Genomic DNA, 23771 nt, shown 5'->3' with positions numbered 1-23771 from the left:
ATATTGCTAAATAATTTGCGTACTCTTAATAATAACGGTACTTTTGTATGAAGAAAAATAATTGTCTATTTTGAAATATCTAAAAAATATAGAGGGACGCCCTGATTCTAGTATATGTACGTATTTTTCTACTTAGAACTAAAAAAAGAAAACGATCTATACCTTGAATAGGCAGGACCGTCTTCTAGTTAAATTATTGCTGAACCGCTTCGATTTCCACTGTTAGACGTTCAAGCTCATCAATTAAATGGCCAATGTAGGCAATTGTATCACGAAGTGGTTGGTCAGTCGTAATATCAACACCAGCCATTTGCGCTAACTCCACTGGTGATTTTGTACCGCCAGCCCGAAGAACTGCTAGCCAATCTTCAACAGCTGGAGCGCCCTCTTTTAAAATACGTTGAGACACTTGTGTGGAGATGGTTAACCCTGCACTATATGTGTATGGATAAAGGCCCATATAATAGTGCGGCTGGCGCATCCATGTGAGTTCAGCACCTTCAGAAATAGCGACTGTATCGCCCCAGAAATCTTCCAACACGGAACGTTTTAATTGATTGAGGATGGTTGCATTAACTGCTTCTCCAGCATCAATTAATTCATATACTTTGCGTTGATAGGCAGCTTCTAGTAAATGTGTAACAAAGTTATGATAATATGTTTTCGCTACAATATTGGAAATTACCCAACGTTTAAAGCGTAGATCTTCATTATGTGTTAGTAAATAATTTGCTAACAGCATTTCATTCATTGTCGATGGCGCTTCAATAAAGTATAGGGATGGACGACTATTAAGATACGATTGATGTTCATACGTATTTGCAAAATGCCCAGCATGACCAAGCTCATGAATAAGTGTAAAGACTTCATTCATTTGTTCATTCCAGGACATTAAAATATAAGGATGGCTACCATACGGGCTTGAACAAAATGCCCCTGTAGATTTTCCTTTGTTTGGCGCATAGTCTATCCAACGTTCATTAAAGGCTCTCTCCATTAATTGATTATAGTCATTCCCCATAACGGCTAAAGCCTTTTCAACATATTCTTTTGCCTCAGCCATCGATAATCTTGGATCATAATCAGGGTCAAGTGCAATTTTTAAATCTGCAAATGTCATTTGGTCGATTCCGTTGGCTTTTTGAATTAACGTTGCATAGCGACGCATATGTGGGGCAAGCTCTTTAGTGATTAAATCAATTTGACGATTATAGAGTGAACGATCGACATCCTGATCAAATAGTAAATAGTCAATGACAGAATGAAAGCCTCTTAGGTCAGCCATTGTTTTTTCTTGTTGAATATGTGTGTTATATACTTGTGCCGTTGTATGCTGGTAATCGCGTAGCTTGCTTGAAAAGGCTTGAAAGGCAGCACGGCGTACATCTGTATTTGCTTCAAACTCCCAGTCATTTTCGTACAGCACAAAGCTAAGAGGATGCTTTTCGCCATTGGCTTCAAATTCGCCAAAATCCATGTCCACTAATTTTGTCGTATTGTACGTTTTATATGGTGCATCAAATGTGGCACTGAAGGCTGCCAGCGCTTTTTCCACTTCATGATGGAGCTGGTGTGGTTTTCGTTTTAATAATTCCTCTAGATATCGTTTGTAAAGAGGGCTTAATGTCGCTGCTTCTTGTAAAACAGCTTCATCCAATGCCAGTAACTCGCTGCGCACGAAGGATAGTGCACTGCTGACTTTTCCGATAGCTGTACCAAACTTTGCCGCACGCATTTGTGCTACATCATTTGTGCGATCTGTCTCAAGATTTAAGCTTGCATATGTGCCAATCGGAACAAACTTTTTTTGTAGCTCTTCAAAGGCTGTTAACACGTCGATTACTTTTTGTGCATTTGTAATCGTACCTTTGTATTGTTGCTCGAAGCTAAGTGCATCTTCCACTAATTGTGCTAAGGTAGGTTCAAAATCAGCCTCATTGCTCAATAAATCTGTTAAATCCCAAGTTTCCTCTACTGCAACATCTTTTCGTAATGGTAAAACTTTCATTTATGGACACCCCTTTACATATAAGTGATTTCATTATAACGAAACTATTTCGGAAAGTGAAATAATTTCATAGAATAGTTGAAATATTCTTACTCTAAATCGTTTCTCATGAAGGATGTTTGAAATATTGTCGGTCGGGAACAATGAGTGTATAGCCAACATCTTTTATGACTCATACTAATGGCTAGAACAAGACATATTGGAGGAGAAATTGATTATGACACAAAACTTAAACAAACAATTAAATAAGCTAGTGGCGACGTGGTCTGTGCTTTATACAAAGCTACACAATTATCATTGGTATGTCACAGGTCCAGCCTTCTTTACACTGCATGCAAAATTTGAAGAGCTATATAATGAAACAACATTGAATTTAGATGAAATAGCAGAGCGTATTTTATCAAAGGATGGCAAGCCAGTGGCAACATTAAAAGAGCATCTAGAGCTATCCTATGTAGATGAAGCAACAGGTGAAGAAACGACAGAGGACATGGTTGCAACGACAATCTCAGATTTCCAAAAGTTGATGAAAGCTTTAAATTCTACAATGGAGCTAGCTGCAGAAGAAGGAGACGACCGTACAGAGGATTTACTCAATGCCATGTATCAGTCTCTTGAAAAGCATACATGGATGTTAAAGGCCTTTCTTGACAAGTAAAAATTGACAATTTGCATGCTGAAGAAGAAATTCTCTCCAGCATGCTTTTTTTCTGCCCTAAACTTATTATGTCAAATCAGCAACGTAGTTTAAGGCAATTTAACAATTATTACAGTTTAGTAAATTGGGTTTGTTTGTGTGTAGTGCGGGTAATTACCTAGTAAGCCATACAACATAGGAGGAATTGAACATGATGAATGAACAAAATCCAAAAATTGAGGTGGCCCATACAAGGGATGAAATGCTTCACATTTTAGAGAATATGCGAATGGAAGGTTATCACCAAGACGATATTCATATTATTGCGAGAGATCCCCAACAGTTTGAGGATGTAAAATGGGATGCCGATGTGCAAACGCATGAGGCTGGAAATTGGGTAGATCAATTTAAATCTTGGTTTACAGGCGACTCAGCCGTTACAGAGGGTTTAAAACGATTTAATCTGTCAGAGGGACAAATCGCTTACTATGCGCATCTTGTAGAACAAGGAAGTATTGTCTTATATGCAGAACATGAGGATGATGTTGATACACTCCAAACATATCCAGAGACAGCTGAAGAGCAAGAGGAGCGTTTAAGAAATCAACAGCGTATGGCAGAGGCAGAGCAATATAGAAGATTTTTATAATGAATCAAACTAACGAGATATGACTATTCCTCGCTAGTTTGAATATAGACAAAGTCGATTGTTTCGACTTTGTCTATTATTTTATCTAGCATTTCTTGAAAAGAAGGGCTATTTTTTAAATGCCATCTTTATATTTAGAAATGTTATTTTTCGCATTTAGTATTGAGAGAATAGGATCACTTGTTTTCTTTTTAAAAGGTTGCGAAAGCAGGTCTTGTAAATTAGTAGATTCTCTAATATCAAGGCTTTGTTTGGTTTCCATGAGGAGAACCCTTTGTCCTGTTGGTTTGACAAGGTATTGACGTACATAGCCATTTTCGTATCTGACCTCAGTTTTCGATTTGTTCTTTTTTTCGTCTTCCTCTTCACGGCCACCGACATGTCTCATTAAATCCAGTAGGTTTTGTGTTTGAATTGGTTGATTATCCTTGTTTGGTAAATAATATGACGTATGTAAGGTTTGAAATTGCATGTATGAATCTCCTTTATTTTCGTACCTGTAAAAATTAGTCTATTTTACATGCAATCGTGCTATAAAATCAATACATAGTAAAAGGAAGCTTGAGAAATAACGCTCAGCTTCCTTTTTTATTCATATGCACTATATTATTGTATGACTTTTTCCTGTGCATCCTTTTTCATAAAACGTAATACATGGAAATGCTCTAATTGTGCTACTAAATTCCCTATAAGAATGAAGCTGCCACCAATCATTAATTTCATTGTTATGCCTTCTCCGATAAACATCATGGCAAACATAGCGGCAAAAATTGGTTCTAAGGAGAATATAAGACCTGTATGTGTAGCAGAAGTATACTGTTGTGCAACAGTTTGACCCACAAAGCAAAACGCACTACAGATGATGCCAAGCCCTAAAATTGCAATCCAGGATATTGCTGAATTTGGCATTGTCGGTGTTTCGAATAGAAAGGTTAACACAAGTGCATAAATACCAGCAAAGCCAAGCTGATAAATTCCGTATGAAATGGACTCTACATTTCGTGTGAATGAGCTATTTAAAAGTAAATAAATTGAATAACATAACGCAGCAATTGCTACTAATAAATCACCTTTATGGAATGTGAATGAGCCGTGTGCTGTTAAAACGGTAATACCAATCATGGTACAAATGATCGCAAAGCTAACTGCTCGAGAAGGTAATTTTTTTTCAATAAAGCTGCTAAAAATCGGCACTAACACGACCGTTAGGCTCAAGATGAAGCCAGCATTTGAAACAGAAGTAGATTGTAAACCAAATAAACTTAACGCGAACACAATGAATAATAAAAATCCTTGAATAGCCGCATATTTTAATGTTTTACCATTTACTTTGATCATCCGTTTGTAAAAAATAAGTCCTGCTACGAAAAATGCGATGATACAACGTAATGCCACCACATTATAAACTGCCAACGTTTCTAGCCCCATGACCATAAAGGTATAAGAGAGCCCCCAAAACATTGTGACAATAACCATCAATACATTTGCTTTTCCTTGGATACTCATTATGTTCACCTACCATCTGTGTACTAAAACAGTTTTATACTAAAAATTACTATATATCTTGTGTTGTGATTAGTAAAACGAATGTTTATAATGAATAGGATTAAAAAAATTCATGTATATAGAGGGATTGCGGATGAGCTTAGTGAAATATGAGATTTTAACAAAGGTGGCAGAGGTGGCAAGCTTTACAAAAGCAGCTGATGCGCTAGGGTTAACACAATCTGCTGTGAGTCATGCCGTGTCGAGTTTAGAAAAAGAGTTTGGCTTTGCGCTCATTCATCGAAGTCGTGTGGGTGTGACATTAACGAGTGAGGGACAAACAATGCTAAGGGCAATGCGTCAGGTTTTGGATGCTCAAGAATTATTGCAACAGGAAGCAGCTCACATTCATGGCGTGACACGAGGTAAGGTTCGAATTGGTGTGATATCGAGTATTTCTTCCAATTGGATGCCAGAGATTGTTCGAATTATGGATAATCAATTTCCAGGGATACAGGTGGAGTTACGAGAGGGAGATTACTATGAAATTGAACAATGGCTTTTAAGTGGTGAAGTAGAAGCAGGATTTTTGAATGGTCAAAAGTCAGAGCAATATCAGTTCACTGAGCTCCAACAAGACCCATTATTATGTATTGTTTCGGATAAAAGTCCATTGTTTGATAAGACAGAAATTGATATCGTAGATTTAGAGGATATGCCATTTATTATGACTTCCTATAAAGGGACAAATGATGTCAAGGTGCTATTAGAGCAATATCATGTTAAGCCGAATATCCGCTTTGAGCTTTCCGAGGAGGTAGGGATTCTTTCCATGATTTCCCATCATTTAGGGATCAGTATTTTACCTCAGTTGGTTATTCAAAATTTACCGCCAACATTGAGAGCGATTCCATTAAAGCAAGGTGGCTACCGAACAATTGGTATTGCCATGAAACACCATGCTTCGCCCGTCACAAAGAAATTTGCAGAGATATTAAGTGCTTGGCTAAAAGAACAAAACAGCTCCCTAAAATAGTGGCTATTGAAGCCTATCCTTACATTACGTTAAAATAGTATTTGTATATATTTCAGAAAATAGGTGAGTGTATGGGGACATTACAGGGCAAAACCGTACTCATTACAAGTGGGGGAACACTTGAAAAATGGGATCGTGTACGAGGTCATACGAATTTATCAAAAGGCACAATGGGGTGTTATTTAGCAGAGGCGGCGCTGGCTGCTGGCGCTAACGTAGTATACATGCATGGTTACTTTGCACAGCTCCCAGAAAACCAAAATGATATGACATTGATTCAATTTGAAGGCATAGAGGATTTAGGACAAAAGGTGCGTCATGCAGTTCAACAACAACATGTCGATATCGTCATTATGGCGGCTGCGGGCTCTGATTGGGTCATTGACAAAGTATATGATCAATCAGGTAATTTAATGGAGGAAACGGGGAAAATGCCTTCTGACGAACCACCTATTATTCATTTTAAAAAAGCACCAAAAGTATTAGGTCAAATTAAGGGATGGCAACCGAATGTAACGTTAGTAGGCTTTAAGCTCGAAGCAACGAATGATGAGGAATTCTTGTTAGCTCGTGCCAGACTGCGTATGGAAACAGCCAATGCACAATTTATGGTAGCAAATAGCTCTCAGTCTTTATATGGGGGGGATGAACCTCATTGGATTGTACCTGCTGATGGACAGCCTCTTAAAGTAATGGGCAAGCAAAAAACAGCAGAAGCTTTAATGATGTATTTACAAAATCAATAAATATGAACTGTGTAGAGAAATATTTCTACGCAGTTTTTTCTTGTCTAAAAGGTTAGCATCCTATAATATTTACTTAACGGTCGGTAAAAAAAGGAGGGTAATAATGGGAAATAAAGAACAAACTTTTCAAAAGATTATAGAAATTGCTTATGGGATGTTTGCGGAAAATGGATTTGAAAAAACAAGCTTAGCAATGATTGCTACAGAGGTCGGTATTTCAAAACCAGCCATTTACTATTATTTTCAATCAAAAGATCAATTAATCGCTTTCATATTTGATGAATTGTATAAAGAAATTAAACATGATGTCGCTGTGGAGTATAAAGAGCTTTCTTCTGCTAATTTTAAGGAGGAATTACTTAAGCTAGGCTATAAATCTATTGAGGCACAGGACAAGGACCCTTATTTTAATAAAATATTTAATCAATATGTACTATTAGCGGCCCGCGATGAAAACTATAAAAGACAATTAGTAGAGCTAGAAACAAGCTTTTTAACGAGCTTTGTTGCTATCCTACGATATGGCGTACAGCTAGGCGTGCTAGAGGATACTCCCCATATAGAAGCGAAGGCACAGATGCTAGCCCTCGTCTATGATAATATCGGTAATTTCATGTTAACAGGCAACCAATTGAACTATAGGGCTATTTGGAAGGAGGCAGTGAATAGCGTTATCCAAGGGGGCAAAGATGACAAAAAGAAATGATGATCGGCGCATTGAAGGTCTTGATTTTGCAAGAGCTCTCGCCATGCTTGGCATGTTCATTGTCAATTTTGGCGTCATAACAGGTTCTACAACGAATGGTTCAACATGGTTAATGGCCTTCCAACATCTTTTCGAGGGACGTGCTTCGGCCGTATTTGTCATGCTAGCAGGAATAGGGACAGCCTTAATGACTCGTCAGGCTAGAGAGAGTAAGGACCCAATCCTTCTTCGTCAAAATCGACTTACTTTGTGGAAGAGGGCGCTTTTGTTATTTACGATAGGGATTATATTATATGCAATCGGCTGGACAGGAGATATCTTACATTATTATGGCGTGTATATGTTTGTTGCTGCTTGTTTGATTGCCCAATCCAAGAAAATGATGATCTTCATAATTGGTGCCATCCTTATCCTTTCACAATGGCTTCAAATTCAATTTAGTTACCTTGCTGGTTGGCATCCAACATATGTGCTACTAGAGTATCTTGATTTTTGGACACCAGCTGGATTTATAAGAAATTTGATGTTTAATGGCTATCATCCACTATTCCCCTGGATTTGCTTCTTTCTGATAGGGATGGTAATGGGCACATTAGATTTAACAAATCATACATTAAGAAAAAACTTACTGGTGATAGGCTTATTGCTAGTCATCGTGACTGAGACTTGTTCAACGTTATTCATTAAGATGACAACCATTCATTTATTAGATGTAGAGAGTGCATTGTATTTATTTGATACAGGACCGATTCCACCGAATATGATGTATGTCCTCTCTAATTCGGCTTCGGCTATTGTTATCATTGTTGGCTCCATCTATCTTGTAGAGACATGTAAAAATAAAGTTATTCAATCTTTCATATTAACTGGACAAATGTCTTTAACGCATTATGTTGGCCATGTTGTTATAGGCATTGGAATACTAATTATTTGCCAAAAGCTGGAGAACCAAACACTTGCTTTTTCCATGCTGTATGCCTGCTGTTATTTTTTAGGATGTGTCGTGGTTTCTGTATGGTGGAGGACTAAACATCATCGAGGCCCACTTGAATTCATGATGAGGAAATGGAGCTTGTAATAAATTAATGGATTGCCATCTATTTCTCACTGACTAGGCATAAAATACTTTAGGTATAGGGAGTCTTTTAATCTAAACGACATATTGCATAGTATTCAACTAGGTTTTCTAATATTTTGTATTGACATTCCTATAGCAGAATTATAGAATTATTTTCAAGAAACGCAGTACTCTTATCAAGAGAGGTGGAGGGACTTGGCCCAATGAAGCCTCGGCAACCGAACAACAGGTGCCAAATCCAACAGATGGTGTCTGAGAGATAGGAGGGGCTATCAATCAGTTTGATGCGTTGGCCTCTTTATGAACAATAAGGATAAAAAAGAAGGGGTGTATCGTATGGCTCAGTCAGTAAAAGTAGATGATAAGAAACTAGAGGCAATTGCGAAGGCGATTCAAAATCTTGAATTTGGTGAAGTGCATATTACGATTCAAGATGGTGTGATTGTGCAAATTAATAGGCTTGAAAAGCAGAGATTTCCGCAGAAAAAATAACAATGATTTCAGTAGAACTTATGTCAAACGGCCACCTATAAGCATGAAGGATTTCCTGTGCTTACAAATGGCCCTTTTTTTGTGTAAAGGCTAGCTATAAAAGCTTTTTGGTATGGGACCGATATGACGGCGATGATAAAGCAAAGGCTCTTTTTGAGCATTTGTAATGTCTACGACCTGCCCAATAAAAATGGTATGGTCGCCAGCATCGATTTGCTGAAATGTTTTACATTGTAAATTAGCTGCTGTATCATGTAAAATCGGTAGTCCTAAAGAGGAAGTTGACCATTTTGCTTGTGCAAAGCGATCAGGGATTTTACTGGCAAATAGTGTACATAAATGCTCTTGATCACTCGCTAAAATATTGACCGCAAAATTTGGCGAAGTCGTGAAATAAGGATGGAGCTGAGATTTTTTATCGAGTGACCACAAAATAAGGAGCGGGTCGATTGAAACAGATGCAAAGGAATTGACGGTTAAGCCAATCGGTTTTGTGTCATGACATGTCGTGACAACTGTTACGCCTGTAGGATAATTACCTAATGCCAATTTAAAAGCAGCTACTAAATCTGTCATTCAAATCACCTCTTTATGAAATTAGTGAACGGAGTTTGTAGGTAAACGAAACTTTTTTTCATATCCTACTAGTAACTCCTTTTCTTGAGTAAATTTTAAACTAATCAAACATACAGGTAAAGGTAATGGGGAAAGAAAGGGGAATGGCCATGACTTTATATTTTGATCATTTGGTTCATCAAGTGGAATCACCAGAAAATATAAAGGTTTTCTTCAATAAACGAAATGTCCATACAGTGAATGGTGGGCAGCACACGATGTGGGGGACTTATAATACGTTAAGCTACTTTGGCTTAAGCTATATTGAACAAATTGCTATCTATGATCGTGATTTATTTGAGCAAGCGGCACAATACCCATATTCCCTACATTATACGTTTAAACGTGATCAAGAGCGCCAGGGATTTTCTCGAATTGCTCTGCGCACAAAAAATATTGAGGAAGAGGGTCGACGCTTGCGAGCATTGGGCTATGAAGTATATGGACCAGATGCATGTAGCAGAACAAGACCAGATGGCACTGTGGTAGAATGGAAGCTATTGCATTTTGGTAAGCCAGATCTGCCAATTGATTTTCCATTTTTGATTGAATGGGCGGAGGCAGATGAAGAGCGTTTGGTTCAATTAAAGGCAAGTGGTGCCATTGATGTCAAACAGGCTATAACCATGGAATCCGTCCAATTCTACGTCAAGGACATGCAGGCAACAGTACAACTGTGGCAAGAGGTGTTACAGCTACCAGTGCCTACGCAATATGAGCAGTATATGTCACTACAGCTACCGAATATGCGTTTAGATTTCTATGAGGAAGAGAGCGCGATGACAATGACACTTGGTCATGTCAAAGAGGGACCATTTGGTGTGACATTAAAGGATTCTAAACGAACAAAGGAAACTTTAGTTTGCCCTGGTGCTTTTTATTGGATAAATCGATAAGGAGAAAAGGCTGGAACATCACTAACAGGGACCTTCATTAAGCCGAATAATCTTTACATTAACAAACATGATAACTAGAAAAACCGAACTATTCCGAAACACTTCGTAAGCGTTTTAGTGGATAGCTCGGTATTTTTATGGGCTGAAACACTTTTGCTCTCGCCTTTTTACATAAGTATTGAAAAACAAAACCATCAATAGAATTTATTATGCTGGCTACTTGCTTTCCTGTGGATTTAGCGTTATAGAGGAGACCCTGGAGCGAAATCACCCCCTCACCTTGCTAAAAAGTTTTAGCAGTGACATGATCTTTAATTCAACAATATGGAAAAATCCACTTCATCAGAGAAGTGGATTTTCGTTGCCAATTATTATTCAATTGTCATTTTTTTCGGTGTTTCTGTACCTGTATACCAATCAAATTCAATTTCAAATGAATGCTTGTCGCCCTTTTTTGTATAGGAGTATTCGATTTTGAGCTGTTCACTTGGGCTGACAACTGTTGGCTCTGTGTCTTGAACAAAAGTGAATTCACCATTTTCTTTAAGCTTTTTTGCAATCGTTTCCAGTGTTGCTGCAAATTCTGCTACACTTTGTCGTTCTTTATGCTTCAAAATAACTTCAGTCATGGGTTTATTTTGTTTTTGCATCGAGATCCCTCCTTACGTATTGTTACTTCTATTATAACATGGAGGGGGCATTCAGCTTATAAAACAATACAAAAAGCGGATGAAGGAAACGATGCATTTCCTAATCCGCTGCTAATCTGGAACTACATGGATAGCCCCATTATGCTTATAGTTTTACAACATTTGATGCTTGGGGTCCACGATTGCCTTCCACAACATCAAATGAAACCTTTTGACCTTCTTCAAGTGTACGGAAGCCTTCCTCCTGGATGCCCGTAAAATGAACAAATACATCTTCGCCATCATCACATTCAATAAAGCCATAACCTTTTTCATTATTGAACCACTTTACGATCCCCTGTTGCATAAGCATTCGCCTCCAATGCGCTTGAATGTAAAATAAAGTTAAATAAATGGTGCACTCATTGAGAAAATGTGAAAAAATTGCATTTTCTCTTAGAACATACAGGAATTGAACAAAGATGTCAATTGATTGACGAAATGCTTGCATATCTGGCTTTCTTTTTTTTCACAATTAAGACTATAATGGAAATGAACAACATAGAAAGTAGGATGCCAAATGACAACGAAAAATCAACCATTATCAGATTTAGAAATCGCTAGTCAAGCAGTGATCAAACCTATTACGGAAATTGCCAATGCTGCGGGTATTCCAGAGGATGCTCTTGAACAGTATGGCCGCTACAAAGCAAAGATCGACCCATTAAAAATTACTGCTCAGGGCGAGGATGCAAAGGTAGTATTAGTATCAGCTATTAGTCCAACCCCAGCTGGTGAAGGAAAGTCGACTGTGACTGTTGGACTAGCAGATGCCCTTCATCAATTAGATAAGAAGGTGATGGTCGCATTACGTGAACCATCATTAGGTCCAGTTATGGGCGTAAAAGGTGGCGCAACTGGCGGAGGTTACGCACAAGTTATACCAATGGAGGATATTAATTTACATTTTACTGGCGACCTTCATGCGATTACAACAGCTAACAATGCTTTATCCGCATTTATTGATAATCATATCCACCAAGGTAATACACTTAACATTGATCCACGACGCATTATTTGGAAGCGTGTCATGGACTTAAATGATCGTGCCCTTCGTAAGGTAGTGGTGGGATTAGGTGGTCCTGTTCAAGGCATGCCGCGTGAGGATGGCTTTGATATTACGGTTGCCTCTGAAATTATGGCAGTATTCTGTTTAGCAACAAGCATTGAGGATTTACGTGAGCGAATCGCTAGTATCGTGATTGGCTATACTTTCGAGCGTGAGCCTGTCTTTGTGCGTGATTTACAGGTAGAGGGTGCCTTAACACTATTATTAAAAGATGCCTTTAAGCCAAACCTAGTTCAAACATTAGAGGGAACACCTGCTATTATCCATGGTGGTCCATTTGCGAATATTGCTCACGGCTGTAATTCCATTATGGCGACACAAACCGCTCGTAAGCTAGCTGATATTGTGGTGACAGAAGCGGGCTTCGGCTCTGATTTAGGTGCTGAAAAATTCATGAACATTAAAGCTCGTAAGGGAGGCTTTAAACCAAGCGCAGTTGTCATTGTAGCGACAATTCGTGCCTTAAAAATGCATGGAGGTGTACCGAAAACAGCGCTTGTAGGCGAAAATGTGGAAGCACTTCTACAAGGGATTGAGAATTTAGCTAAACATGTAGATACAGTTCGTACATTTGGCGTTGAACCAATTATTGCGTTAAATCGTTTTATTACGGACACAGAGGCTGAGCTAGAAGCCGTTCTAAACTGGTGTCAAGAAAATCATGTTCGCATTGCCCGTACAAATGTCTGGGAAGAGGGCGGTAAAGGTGGTCTAGCCTTAGCTGAGCAAGTACTAGCTGTGCTAGAGGAAGAAAACAACTTCTCTCCTTTATATGATATAACGGAGTCGATTGAAGAAAAGGTACGTACGATTGTGCAAAAGGTATATGGCGGGAAAGATGTACAATTTACAGACCAAGCCAAAAAACAAATTGCCCAAATCGAAAAATTTGGTTGGGACTCCCTTCCAATTTGTATGGCGAAAACCCAGTATTCTTTATCAGACCAACCAAGTTTACTTGGTCGTCCAGAAGGCTTTACCATCACAATTCGTGAAGTTATTCCAAAGCTTGGTGCAGGCTTCTTAGTTTGTCTAACTGGCGATATTATGACAATGCCAGGACTTCCAAAAGCACCAGCTGCTCTACGCATGAATGTCGACAACGAAGGACATGCGGTAGGATTGTTCTAAATGATATTAAAAGCTGCCTACTTAAATCGGCAGCTTTTTTTTATTGATAATTTTGGTAAATTTGGTTCGTTGGAAGTGGCCTAACTCATCGACTATCTACAATGCAAACATGGTATAAAAGTGAAATTTCGGATGCTTCCTGCCTCTACCCCTTGAGTAAAAATTCGCAAAAATTAATTTTTTTAAGTGATTTTAAGATTCTAGTGAAAACTAGGATCTTTTTTATGTTGCACAAAAATCACGAGAACTTTCCTTATATAAATGTATTTGGTATTTTTTATAAATAGTTCTCTGATATTGGAAAGATAGAGCGGGTTTTTACAACGAAGGACAATTGTCAAATGAATTTTTATTTAAAAAATACATTGAATTTTCTTTTTCTTTTAAATATAATTTATTTAATTCTAATTCGGAACACTGTACCGATTATAGGAACACGGAGGGATGAAGTCTTGAAAATCGCAACAGATATTGGCGGTACTTTTACTGACCTAGTTTTCACAGATGAAAAAGGAAATCTTCATTTTGATAAGGGACATACGACACCTGGTCACTTTGAGGATGGCATATTAAATGTATTAGGACGACATGTAACGGAAGATTCTTTCATTGAATCATTTATTCATGGATCGACGGTTATCATCAATACATTAACGGAAAGAAAAGGGGGCGTAGTTGGGTTAATTACAACAAAGGGTTTCCGTGATGTTATAGAAATTGCTCGTGGAAATCGACCAGACTTATATAACTTTAAATATAAAAAGCCAGAACCATTTGTAGAGCGTTATTTACGTCAAGAAATTGATGAGCGAATTGATTTTAAAGGAAATATTATGAAAGCGCTTAATACCGAGGAAGTTGACGAGATCGTATATAAATTTAAGGAATTAGGTGTTGAGGCGATTGCCATTTCCTTGATACACGGCTATAAAAATCCAATTCATGAACAACAGTTAAAAGAAGCCATTTTAAAAATTTGGCCTGACGTATATATCACACTTTCAAGTGAAACGATTAAAGAATACCGTGAGTATGAAAGAACAAACACAACAGTCCTTAATTCTTATGTAAAGCCAATTGCACATGCCTACTTAAAAAGCCTAAAAGAGAAATTAAGCACAATTGGCATTACAGACCATTTAAAAATTATGCAATCGAATGGCGGGACTACAAGCTTTGATAAAGCAATGGAGCTACCAATCAACCTCGTTGAATCTGGACCTGTAGCAGGGATGTTTGGGGCAGCTAAATTAGGTCAACTTTTAAATGAATCGAATATCATAGCTTTTGATGTTGGTGGGACGACAGCAAAATGTTCGCTTATTACAGATGGCAAAGTCAATGTTACAACAGATTACTATATTGAAAGAAATGAAAAATTTGCGGGCTATCCAATTAAAACACCTGTAGTGGATATTGTGGAAATAGGAAATGGCGGTGGCTCTATCGCACGTGTAGATCAGTTTGGCTCATTAAAGGTTGGACCAGATTCTGCTGGGGCAAAGCCAGGGCCTGTAGCATACGGCTTAGGGAATACACAGCCAACAATTACAGATGCCAATGTTTATTTAGGAAGATTATCCTTAGCAAACTTTGATAACCCAGTATCCATTGACAAAGTGGAGGAGGCTCTTGTTGAAGCAATTGCGAAACCATTTAATGTGTCAGCAGAAGAAGCAGCACAAGGTATTTTAGATATTGCAAACTCCAATATGTTAAATGCACTGAAGCTGATCTCTATTCGTAAAGGCTACGATCCTGAAGACTTTACAATGGTGGCATTTGGTGGTGGTGGTCCACTACATGCGATTAATTTAGCAGAAGAGCTTGGTATGAAAAAAGTCATTATTCCTTATGGCTCGTCCGTCTTCTCAGCATTAGGAATGATGATGACCGAATATCGACAAGATTACATTCAAACAAGTTTAATGAACTTTGACAAAGTCCATCTTGCGGCTATTCAAGAAAATATTGATCAAGTCATTGCCAATGCCTATGCAGATGCACCATTATCAAAGGATCATTATTATTTTGAAATTAATTATGATTTACGCTACAAAGGTCAAGAGCATGCTGTTAAATTAAACGCATCAGCTATTACGCTTGATGAAGAGGGGCTACTTGCATTAGCTGAAGCCTTCCACATCAAACATAAACAAGAGTTTTCTTTTGAATTACCAGCCACACCAATTGAGTTAGTCAACTTACATCTTACAATCTACGGGAAAGATGAGGCGGTTCAATTTAAAGAGCTAGACTTCTCTCATATCGACAATTCTACATGTATCAAGGCACAACGCAATTTATATGTGAAGGGAACAGGTTGGATAGAGGTCAATGTCTATGACCAACAAAAATTAGTACCTGGCTATGTCATTACAGGACCTGCAATTGTAGAAAATCCAACATCTACGGTCGTAATCAATAATAATCAATCAATTGAAATTGATAAATACGGCAATTTGATAGTAGAGATGGAGGGGAAATAAAACATGAAAAAAGATGTTTTTGCAATAGAAATTATTCAAGATTCATTGCTAGCGATAGGCGATGAGATGTTTATAGCTCTAGCACGCTCTTCTATGAGTCCAGTTATCTATGAAGTATTAGACTATGCTTGTGGTTTAACAGATGCCAAGGGTAACTTAATTAGTCAAGGAAACGGTGTAACTAGCTTTATTGGGATGTTAAGTCCAATGGTACAGCGTGTAATTGAAAAGTTTGATAATGGGAAAAAACTACACGAAGGTGATGTCATTATTATCAATGACCCTTATGTTGGAGGTGGCTCGCATTTATCGGATGTGGGCTTAGTTCTCCCTATTTTCTACAACGGTGAAATTATTGCGTACTCTGCGAATAAAGCACACTGGACAGAGGTAGGTGGCATGGACCCTGGTTCGTTTACAAGTAATTCTAATGAAATCTATCAGGAAGGTTTACAGCTACCAGGTGTCAAACTTTATCATCAAGGTGAGTTGAACGATGCAGTCTATGAAATCATTTCTACGAATGTTCGTTTACCAGAGCTTTCAATCGGTGATATGTTTGCACAAGTAGCCGCCTTAAAAACAGGTGAAAAACGAATCGCAGAGCTTTGTCAGAAGTTTGGAGCGGAATCGGTGAAATTGTCCATTCAAAAATTATTGGACAAGGGTGAGAAAATAGTAGAGTATGAGCTTCAACACCTACCTAAAGGTGAATTTTATGCGGAGGACTATATTGAAGGGGACCCATTAAAGGGTGGACCTTATCCAATAAAAGTGAAAGTCACAATTAGTGATGAGGCGTTTATTTGTGACTTCAGAGGCTCACATCCTGCAGTCAATGTGCCAATGAACTGTTCTCAGTTTGGTTTAATGGCAAGTGTGCGCGTTATGTTCCTAGCATTACTTGGCGATATTGACGTAATTAACGAAGGTGTCTTTAAACGCTTAACGATTATCACAGATGATAATTCGATTGTTTCAGCTAAACGTCCACATCCTGTGTCGATGAATTTTGAGGCACGTATTGGGGCAGCTGATCTAATTTGGAAAGCTCTTGCGCCGCATTTACCAGAACGCTTATCTGCAGGGCATTTACAATCTGTTTGTACGTTTATTCTCACAGGAAAAAATCCTGAAAATGATGAGTCATTCCTAATTGTTGAGCCATCTGTTGGTGGCTGGGGAGCAGCGAATGACGAGGATGGGCAAAGCGGGCAATATTGTATGGGAGATGGTGAAACATATAATCTTCCAGTTGAAATTGCAGAAACAAAATACGGTATTCAAATTGATGAATATAGCTTAAATTGTGACGGTGCTGGTGCTGGTCAATTTAGAGGTGGCTTAGGTGTTCGCCGCGTTTATACAGTCAATCATGATGGTCAAAGGGTTTCTGTGAACTTAGGTAGACATCAATTCGCGCCATTCGGCTTAAATGGTGGTGGAGAAGGCTCTCACAACTATTTAATCATTCATAAAAAGGATGGAACAAAAATTGGACCAGTGGGCGTACTTGCCAATTATGAATTGCAAAAAGGCGATCGTATTGAGCTTGTGACAGCTACTGGTGGTGGTTATGGTCCTCCACATGAACGAAGCTCAGAGGCCATTGAACGTGATCTATTAAATGAATATATTTCTGTAGATGTAGCGAAAGAGCGATACGGTTATCAAAACGCTTAAAGGGAGAAATAGATGACTGTCAAGACATTAAAAAACTCATTGGATATACTAGAATGCTTTGCAACGACAGAAAATGCATTAGGTGTTCGTGAAATTTCACGCATGATGAAACTGCCGACAAGTGTCGTGCAAAGAACCATTAATACATTTACAGAAGCGGGTTATTTAATACAGGATGAACACACGAAAAAATATAAATTAGGTTATAAAATGTACCTTTTTTATGATGTGTTATCGAATTCAAAAGACCCTCACTCGACCATTTATGAATTGATGCAAAATCTTGCCAGTGAAATCAATGAATCAGTATTTCTTACTTATATGGACAATGAATACGGTGTCACAACGAAAATAGCCGAAAGCAATAAAAATGTAAAGTATGCGGTGTCTTTAGGAACAAAGACACCCCTTTACATCGGTGCTTCCTGTAAGGTCATGTTTGCTTATTTAGACGAGGACAGGCAACTGGAATTAATGGCCTTCTTTCATGAGGAACAATCGAAGGAAGAGCAGGTTTCTTTCCTAGCGTCATTAAAGGAAGAGCTGCAACAAATTCGCCAAAACAACTGGTGTGTTACCATCGGGGAGTATAATGAACATGCATTTGGCATTAGTGTACCGTTATTTAACTATAAAAAGGAAATCACTGCATCTCTTACAATTTCTGGGTTAGTATATGATTTAGATGATCAAAGGGAGAAAAATATGCTTGAACAGTTAGTGAAAGTAGCTCAGCAAATACAATCACACATTTCAAAATTATAACAACAATAGGGGAGCTGACACTATGAATAATAAAGTATTACATCCAAGGGCTTTAGAGCCTGTAACTCTACTAATGATCGTCTTAACATCTGTTGTGGGGGCAATTATTGGGATACAGCTGATTACGACTTTAGGGATTTCTGCCAATACATCAATCGTTGGGGCAATATTTGCGATGATTCTTGGAAGAATACCGATTGGCAAGCTAATTGCCTTTAAATCTGTACACAGACAAAATATTATTCAAACTGCCATTTCGGCAGCAACGTTCAGTGCAGCAAGTAGTTTAATGTTGCCAATTGGTATTCCATATGTATTAGGCTATGAAAATTTAGTATTACCATTGTTTATCGGTGTTATTTTAGCGATGTTTGTTGATGCTTTATTATTATATAAATTTTTCGATACAAAGATTTTCCCAGCAGCAGGTACTTGGCCACCAGGGATTGCAACAGCTGAAGCCATTAAGGCGGGCGATAAAGGCGGTAAGAATGCAAAGGTATTAATTGGTGGCGTGTTAATTGGTATCGTGGGATCTGTTTTGAAAATTCCAATGTCAGCTTTTGGGGTAGCGTTCATCGGTAATATTTGGGCACTGACGATGTTTGGGATTGGGCTTTTATTAAGAGGCTATTCTGTTCAATTATTTAATGTTGACTTAAATGCTTACTATATTCCACATGGCGTTATGATTGGTGCTGGGATTGTAGCACTTTTCCAAGTAGCTTTTGCTTTATTGAATAAAAAGTCGGCTAAAAAGTCAGAAGAGTTAAGCTATTCAAAAGATGCAAAAGAAATTCGACAAGCATTTGGTGTTGGGTTTATAGCATATTTAGCCATTGCTCTATTAATCGCTATTTTAGGCGGTATTATTTCACACATGTCTTTCGGTATGTTAATAGGATTCATCATCTTTGCAACGATTGCTGCATTTGTCCATGAGCTAATTGTAGGTATCGCAGCGATGCATGCGGGTTGGTTCCCTGCATTTGCAGTGGCATTTATTACACTGATTGTTGGTATTTTAATTGGTTTCCCCGCTCCAGCACTTGCATTACTAGCAGGGTATAGTGCTGCTACAGGGGTAGCATTTGCGGATATGGGCTATGACTTAAAAACAGGTTTCATTTTACGTGGTAATGGTAGTGATGTTGCATTAGAAAAAGAAGGTCGCAAGCAACAATTGATTGCTGGTATGCTAGCTTTTGCAATTTCCGCAGTTGTAGTATTGCTATCCTATAAATCTTATTTTGCACAGGATTTAGTAGCACCTGTTAACCATGTGTATGCAGCAACAATTCAATCAGGCGTTACAGGCGATGTAGCGAAACAATTAATGATTTGGGCGATTCCAGGTGCATTAATTCAGCTAATTGGTGGTTCAAAACGTCAAATGGGTATCTTATTTGCAACAGGTCTATTACTTGTCAATCCAATTGCTGGTTGGGCTGTCCTAGTGGGTATCTTACTACGTGTTATTTTCACATATGTGACGAAAGGTAAGAGAGAATCTGAAATGACAGTATTTGCAGCAGGTGTTATTGCTGGAGATGCTTTATATAGCTTCTTCACTTCTATTATCAAAATAGGGAAATAGAAAGGAGTCATGCTGAATGGCGAAAGGATTATCGTATGAGGATGGGATTGCGGCCGTTTATGGAGGAGCAATCCTTGGCGGAGGCGGCGGTGGTCTCCTAGAGGAAGGACTCAAGCTAGTGGAGGAAATCTTTGCAGCAGGCGAACCTCAAATCGTGGATATTACTGAATTAGACCAAGAAGATTTAGTTGCCTGTGTGGCAATGGTAGGTGCGCCATCAGCGGCCGATCAATATATTTCAAATGAACAGCTTTGTTGGAGCTATCGCAGTATGAACAACCATGTCAATCAACGTCTAAAGGGCATCATTACAAATGAAAATGGTGCCATCACGACGATCAATGGCTGGTTGCAGTCAGTCTTATTACAAGTACCTGTTGTGGATGCTCCCTGTAATGGACGAGCACATCCAACGGGCATCATGGGTTCTTTAAATCTCCATGAACAACAGGAATACCAATCTGTACAATTTTATGCAGGAGGAAAAGATGACTTCGCCGTCCAAGGCTTTGTGGAAGGGAATTTACACAGCACTGCAAAGACAGCACGCCAAGCTTCTATTTTAGCAGGCGGGCTAGTCGGGGTCACTCGAAATCCTGTAACGATTGACTATTTACAAAAACATGGCGCACCAAAAGCGATCACTATGGCCATAGAGCTTGGCTATCGCTTCTTAAATGGGCAAACCTTTGAAGAAAAGCTAGCCCAAGTGTTGCAGTATTTGAATGGCATGCACATCGTATCAGGCGCTGTCACAAATTATTCGTTAACAAAGGAAAATGGCTTCGATGTAGGGGAATTATCAGTGGGTGATTACCATCTGACGTTCTGGAATGAGTACATGACATTAGCGAAGGAAGGGCAGGTACAATCCAAATTCCCAGACCTCATCATGACGTTCGATATAGAAAAAATGATGCCAGTGCCAAGTGCAAGTATTAAAGAGGGGATGCATGTCGCAGTGATTCATGTAGACCAGTCTAACTTAAAATTAAGTACAACTATGCAAAACGAAGCACTATTGCGGGAAATTGATGAAGTGATCAAAGGCGTTCTATAAAGTAAGAAAATAAAACAGTAAAAGCTGCCATCATCTACTTGAATGTAAGATGGGCAGCTTTTATTTGTCCTTCAGCGGGATGGTAATACATTTTATCACAATCGTTCCTACTTCCTTTTTCACTTCATACATTGATGGCTTAAATGAATTTCTTACTGATTTGCACAACTCATCGAACGTGGTATTCACAAGCTGTAAGCAATTATCGTGTACGATTTTCATTAAAGGGAGGAGCTACGTTCATACATAATCAAGGTATTGACTAGAAGAAGGTAACAACCAGTAATGAAAAAACAATGCACTTCTGCTACAACTGGCGAAATCCTTTTGGTCATGCAACAAACTAACTTGTTGTTCACATTTTCGGCATGTACAGTTGGCTATGCGGGTTAAACAAAGAATTTCTAAGGGAAAGTGTTCACTTTTATTTGTTTAGATGATAGGTTTTCAATACGCACGTCATCTTTTAAACAGGTTATTCAATTGTAAGCCCGCTGAAGTTAATGTTAAATCTGTTAAACACACAGCTGTTGTACATTGCTGAAAAATATGAGGTACAGAACAAATAGCTGTTCTGTACGTTTATCATACAATATTCTGAAAAATTAGTCAATTGAAATGGGTTTGATTTTTAATTTTTCTAGATTACCTCTTATGTAATAAAATACAGTATAATTTTGTAGGAAAGGAATGAGTAGACTATGAATCATTTAATGAATAAAGTACGTGAAATATATGAGCAATTTGATGCTAGTCATGATTTTCAACATATTGAACGTGTCTATCAAAATGCATTAGCTATCCTACATAGCGAGCCAACAGCAGATGAAGAAGTTGTGAAAATAGCGGTACTTTTACATGATGTCAGTGACAAAAAGTATACCGATAGCAAGGAAAAGGAAGAACAGCTTATTGCGGAATTACCTGTTAGTGAGGGTAAAAAGCAGCATATTCGAGATTGCATTGCTCAGGTGTCATTTAATGGTGGGAATGAGCTAGAAGCAACATCATTGGAAGCAAAAATCGTCCGAGATGCAGATCGTTTAGATGCGATTGGTGCTATTGGCATTGCCAGAACATTTGCTTATGGTGGCGCAAAAGGTCGCAAGCTTTATGATAAGGAAGAAGAAGCACGCACAAATATGTCAGAGTCAGAATATCGTCAAAACAATACCGCGTCTGTTACTCATTTTTATGAGAAATTATTACTGTTAAAAGATTTAATGGTGACGGAAAAGGGCAAGCAAATGGCACTTGAACGTCATCAATTTATGGAAAGTTTTTTAAAGCAACTCCAGCACGAAATCGGTCAATAGCACATAGCACAAAAACCGCCTTTTCAATTTGAAGGGCGGTTTTTGTGCTTCATTCGGCTATGGTCTTCGTAGTACAAAAATAATGAAGCGTGCATTTCCTATGGCAAGTAGCATTTTAGTTTTGTAGTGAATTATTGGAGGCGCAACAAATGAGGAATCCTTCATCATGCTACTCCATTACCATTTAATAGCTTAGATGGATTCATTAAAATAGGAGGATATCGCTGTTGTTAATGCTTCCCAAATGATTGTCAGGTCTGCTTGGGAAGTACGCCAATTACTGAAAGCCGCACGAATAGCTGGCATACCTTTGTAGACAGTTGGCGTCATGTATACTTTGCCTTGTTGATTTAAAGTTGTTAAAAATTGTTGGTTCATTTCAGCTGTCAGTGCCTCATGATTGACGGCGAAGCACACGATATTCAGTCGAACAGGTGCTAGCAATGTAAAGTAGGGACTGTCATCTATTTTTTGACCAAGCTGTTGTGCGAGTAATATATTTTCTTCTATTAATTGTTGGTAGCCCAATTTACCATAGGCCTGTAAAGAAAACCAAGCAGGTAGCGCACGAAAACGACGTGAATTTTCAGGTGTAAGATCACAGAAATCTGGATTTTCAAGGGAACTACCAAGATAGGCAGCATTATTTTGAAAAACGGTTGCTTGCAACGATTGATGACGGGTAAATTGCATAGCGGCATCATAAGGGACGTTCAGCCATTTATGTGCGTCAATTGTAATAGAATCTGCATAATTCATGCCCTCGACAAAGTGACGATACTTTGGTGAACAGGCTGCAAAGCCACCAAAAGCCGCATCGATATGAAGCCAGAAAGGGTACCGCCTTTTTAGCTCGCCAATTGCTTGTAAATCATCAAAGTCAACCGTATTGACGGTTCCAGCATTTGCTACAACAATACAAGGTTCATGTGGATTTGCTTCAAGAAACTGCTGTAATTTTGTGATGTCAATGGCTTCTCGCTGTTCTAGGCATAGGATAGTATGAATGGAATTTCTCCCCATGCCAAGCATAGAAGTTGCTTTGACAATACTTGAGTGGGGCGTTCCGCTCACAATCTTTATTGGAGGGATACCATAAAGACCATCCAGCGCAGTGTTTTTTCCATAGTGTTGTGCAATCCATTCCCTTGCTTGAGCAAGTCCTACAAAATTAGCCATCGTAGCTCCACTGACAAATGTTCCTCGATAATCATCGCTTAATAGCAATAACTCCTTAAGCATGTCAATTGTTGCAAGCTCCATTGAACCTGCAATAGAGCCCTTAGAATGGGATAAATTTTGATCGTAAACACTTACTAACCAATCTCCGACAATCGAAGCAGGGGTAGATCCACCTGTGACAAAACCTAAGTACCTTGAGCCTACACTACTATTTAAGCCTTCAGCAAATTGCTTTGTAAAATATTGAAGTGTTGCCTGAGCACCCTCACCCACTTCTGGAAGTGTCGGAGTAGGAAGGCTAGAGGAATGGTTCGTTACAGCTCTATGCTCCAGATTAGTAAAAAAATTGGCTGCATGGTCAACTACCTCCATTAAAAGCGTTTTTATTTTTTCCTGATCTTGCTTCATGTTCATCATGTATCATCATTTCCCTTCTTTTTAA

Annotated in this window: 22 protein-coding genes and 1 riboswitch; of the genes, 15 read left to right on the top strand and 7 right to left on the bottom strand. The window is 38.5% G+C overall.

Translation table 11 applies throughout. The features are described 5' to 3' along the window. Positions 1-193: 193 nt before the first annotated feature. Positions 194-2008: an oligoendopeptidase F gene (pepF, locus tag NY607_RS03035; protein ID WP_131519767.1), complete on the bottom strand. Its 1815-nt coding sequence runs from the start codon at positions 2006-2008 to the stop codon at positions 194-196. A gap of 217 nt (positions 2009-2225) precedes the next feature. On the opposite strand from pepF, the gene NY607_RS03030 reads away from it, so the two are divergent. Beyond that, positions 2226-2666 carry a Dps family protein gene (locus tag NY607_RS03030; protein ID WP_054550810.1) on the top strand — a complete coding sequence of 147 codons (441 nt, stop codon included), beginning with the start codon at positions 2226-2228 and terminating at the stop codon, positions 2664-2666. 190 nt (positions 2667-2856) lie between these two features. After that, the gene (locus tag NY607_RS03025; protein WP_048390084.1) at positions 2857-3294 is read left to right on the top strand and encodes a general stress protein; all 438 of its coding nucleotides are present in this window, start codon (positions 2857-2859) and stop codon (positions 3292-3294) included. 115 nt (positions 3295-3409) lie between these two features. On the opposite strand, the gene NY607_RS03020 is transcribed toward NY607_RS03025, so the two are convergent. Next, entirely contained in the window at positions 3410-3766 is a 357-nt protein-coding gene (locus tag NY607_RS03020) for a hypothetical protein (protein ID WP_131519768.1), read from the bottom strand. 134 nt (positions 3767-3900) lie between these two features. Next, positions 3901-4800 (bottom strand): DMT family transporter, encoded by a 900-nt coding sequence (locus tag NY607_RS03015; RefSeq protein ID WP_004269389.1) that lies wholly within the window; start codon positions 4798-4800, stop codon positions 3901-3903. Between the two features lie 133 nt (positions 4801-4933). Between NY607_RS03015 and NY607_RS03010 the strand changes: the two genes are divergently transcribed. The 5 genes from NY607_RS03010 to NY607_RS02990 all read left to right on the top strand — a co-directional run bounded on the left by NY607_RS03010 (position 4934) and on the right by NY607_RS02990 (position 8837). After that, the gene (locus NY607_RS03010; protein ID WP_048390089.1) at positions 4934-5815 is read left to right on the top strand and encodes a LysR family transcriptional regulator; all 882 of its coding nucleotides are present in this window, start codon (positions 4934-4936) and stop codon (positions 5813-5815) included. Positions 5816-5886: 71 nt separating this feature from the next. Next, complete coding sequence (locus NY607_RS03005) at positions 5887-6561, top strand: phosphopantothenoylcysteine decarboxylase domain-containing protein (RefSeq protein ID WP_048390090.1); 675 nt, start codon at positions 5887-5889, stop codon at positions 6559-6561. A gap of 103 nt (positions 6562-6664) precedes the next feature. Then, positions 6665-7267, top strand: a complete 603-nt coding sequence (locus tag NY607_RS03000; protein WP_259419134.1) for a TetR/AcrR family transcriptional regulator — start codon at positions 6665-6667, stop codon at positions 7265-7267. Next, a complete protein-coding gene (locus NY607_RS02995; protein WP_131519770.1) occupies positions 7251-8345 on the top strand; it encodes a DUF418 domain-containing protein in 1095 nt (364 codons plus the stop codon). The genes NY607_RS03000 and NY607_RS02995 overlap by 17 nt, the downstream gene beginning before the upstream one ends. 170 nt (positions 8346-8515) lie before the next feature. Next, positions 8516-8611: riboswitch (SAM riboswitch) on the top strand. Between the two features lie 70 nt (positions 8612-8681). After that, positions 8682-8837 carry a YezD family protein gene (locus tag NY607_RS02990; RefSeq protein ID WP_004269393.1) on the top strand — a complete coding sequence of 52 codons (156 nt, stop codon included), beginning with the start codon at positions 8682-8684 and terminating at the stop codon, positions 8835-8837. Between the two features lie 90 nt (positions 8838-8927). On the opposite strand, the gene NY607_RS02985 is transcribed toward NY607_RS02990, so the two are convergent. After that, entirely contained in the window at positions 8928-9413 is a 486-nt protein-coding gene (locus NY607_RS02985; protein ID WP_131519771.1) for a flavin reductase family protein, read from the bottom strand. A gap of 149 nt (positions 9414-9562) precedes the next feature. Here NY607_RS02985 and NY607_RS02980 point away from each other — a divergent pair, with 149 nt between their 5' ends. Then, positions 9563-10348 carry a VOC family protein gene (locus NY607_RS02980; RefSeq protein WP_131519772.1) on the top strand — a complete coding sequence of 262 codons (786 nt, stop codon included), beginning with the start codon at positions 9563-9565 and terminating at the stop codon, positions 10346-10348. A 371-nt stretch (positions 10349-10719) separates the two neighbouring features. Here NY607_RS02980 and NY607_RS02975 read toward each other — a convergent pair whose 3' ends face one another. Continuing rightward, positions 10720-10998 (bottom strand): amphi-Trp domain-containing protein, encoded by a 279-nt coding sequence (locus tag NY607_RS02975; RefSeq protein WP_048390101.1) that lies wholly within the window; start codon positions 10996-10998, stop codon positions 10720-10722. A gap of 145 nt (positions 10999-11143) precedes the next feature. Further along, positions 11144-11344 carry a cold-shock protein gene (locus NY607_RS02970; RefSeq protein ID WP_004269397.1) on the bottom strand — a complete coding sequence of 67 codons (201 nt, stop codon included), beginning with the start codon at positions 11342-11344 and terminating at the stop codon, positions 11144-11146. A 213-nt stretch (positions 11345-11557) separates the two neighbouring features. Between NY607_RS02970 and NY607_RS02965 the strand changes: the two genes are divergently transcribed. The 7 genes from NY607_RS02965 (at position 11558) to NY607_RS02935 (ending at position 22147) form a co-directional block, all read left to right on the top strand. Further along, entirely contained in the window at positions 11558-13237 is a 1680-nt protein-coding gene (locus NY607_RS02965) for a formate--tetrahydrofolate ligase (RefSeq protein ID WP_131519773.1), read from the top strand. A gap of 452 nt (positions 13238-13689) precedes the next feature. After that, entirely contained in the window at positions 13690-15726 is a 2037-nt protein-coding gene (locus NY607_RS02960; RefSeq protein WP_131519774.1) for a hydantoinase/oxoprolinase family protein, read from the top strand. Positions 15727-15729: 3 nt separating this feature from the next. Continuing rightward, positions 15730-17409: a hydantoinase B/oxoprolinase family protein gene (locus NY607_RS02955; RefSeq protein ID WP_131519775.1), complete on the top strand. Its 1680-nt coding sequence runs from the start codon at positions 15730-15732 to the stop codon at positions 17407-17409. Between the two features lie 12 nt (positions 17410-17421). Then, entirely contained in the window at positions 17422-18174 is a 753-nt protein-coding gene (locus tag NY607_RS02950; RefSeq protein WP_054550817.1) for an IclR family transcriptional regulator, read from the top strand. A 22-nt stretch (positions 18175-18196) separates the two neighbouring features. Then, the gene (locus NY607_RS02945) at positions 18197-19771 is read left to right on the top strand and encodes an OPT/YSL family transporter (RefSeq protein ID WP_004269402.1); all 1575 of its coding nucleotides are present in this window, start codon (positions 18197-18199) and stop codon (positions 19769-19771) included. 16 nt (positions 19772-19787) lie between these two features. Continuing rightward, positions 19788-20831, top strand: coding sequence for an S-methyl thiohydantoin desulfurase domain-containing protein (locus NY607_RS02940; RefSeq protein WP_131519776.1), 1044 nt, complete (start codon positions 19788-19790; stop codon positions 20829-20831). Between the two features lie 701 nt (positions 20832-21532). After that, positions 21533-22147 (top strand): HD domain-containing protein, encoded by a 615-nt coding sequence (locus tag NY607_RS02935; protein ID WP_112117768.1) that lies wholly within the window; start codon positions 21533-21535, stop codon positions 22145-22147. 192 nt (positions 22148-22339) lie between these two features. On the opposite strand, the gene NY607_RS02930 is transcribed toward NY607_RS02935, so the two are convergent. Beyond that, complete coding sequence (locus tag NY607_RS02930; protein ID WP_131519777.1) at positions 22340-23746, bottom strand: pyridoxal phosphate-dependent decarboxylase family protein; 1407 nt, start codon at positions 23744-23746, stop codon at positions 22340-22342. Positions 23747-23771 lie beyond the last annotated feature (25 nt).

Source organism: Lysinibacillus sp. A4, from assembly GCF_024919535.1.
Lineage (GTDB): Bacteria > Bacillota > Bacilli > Bacillales_A > Planococcaceae > Lysinibacillus > Lysinibacillus capsici.
This window is presented reverse-complemented; position numbering and strand designations above follow the sequence as displayed.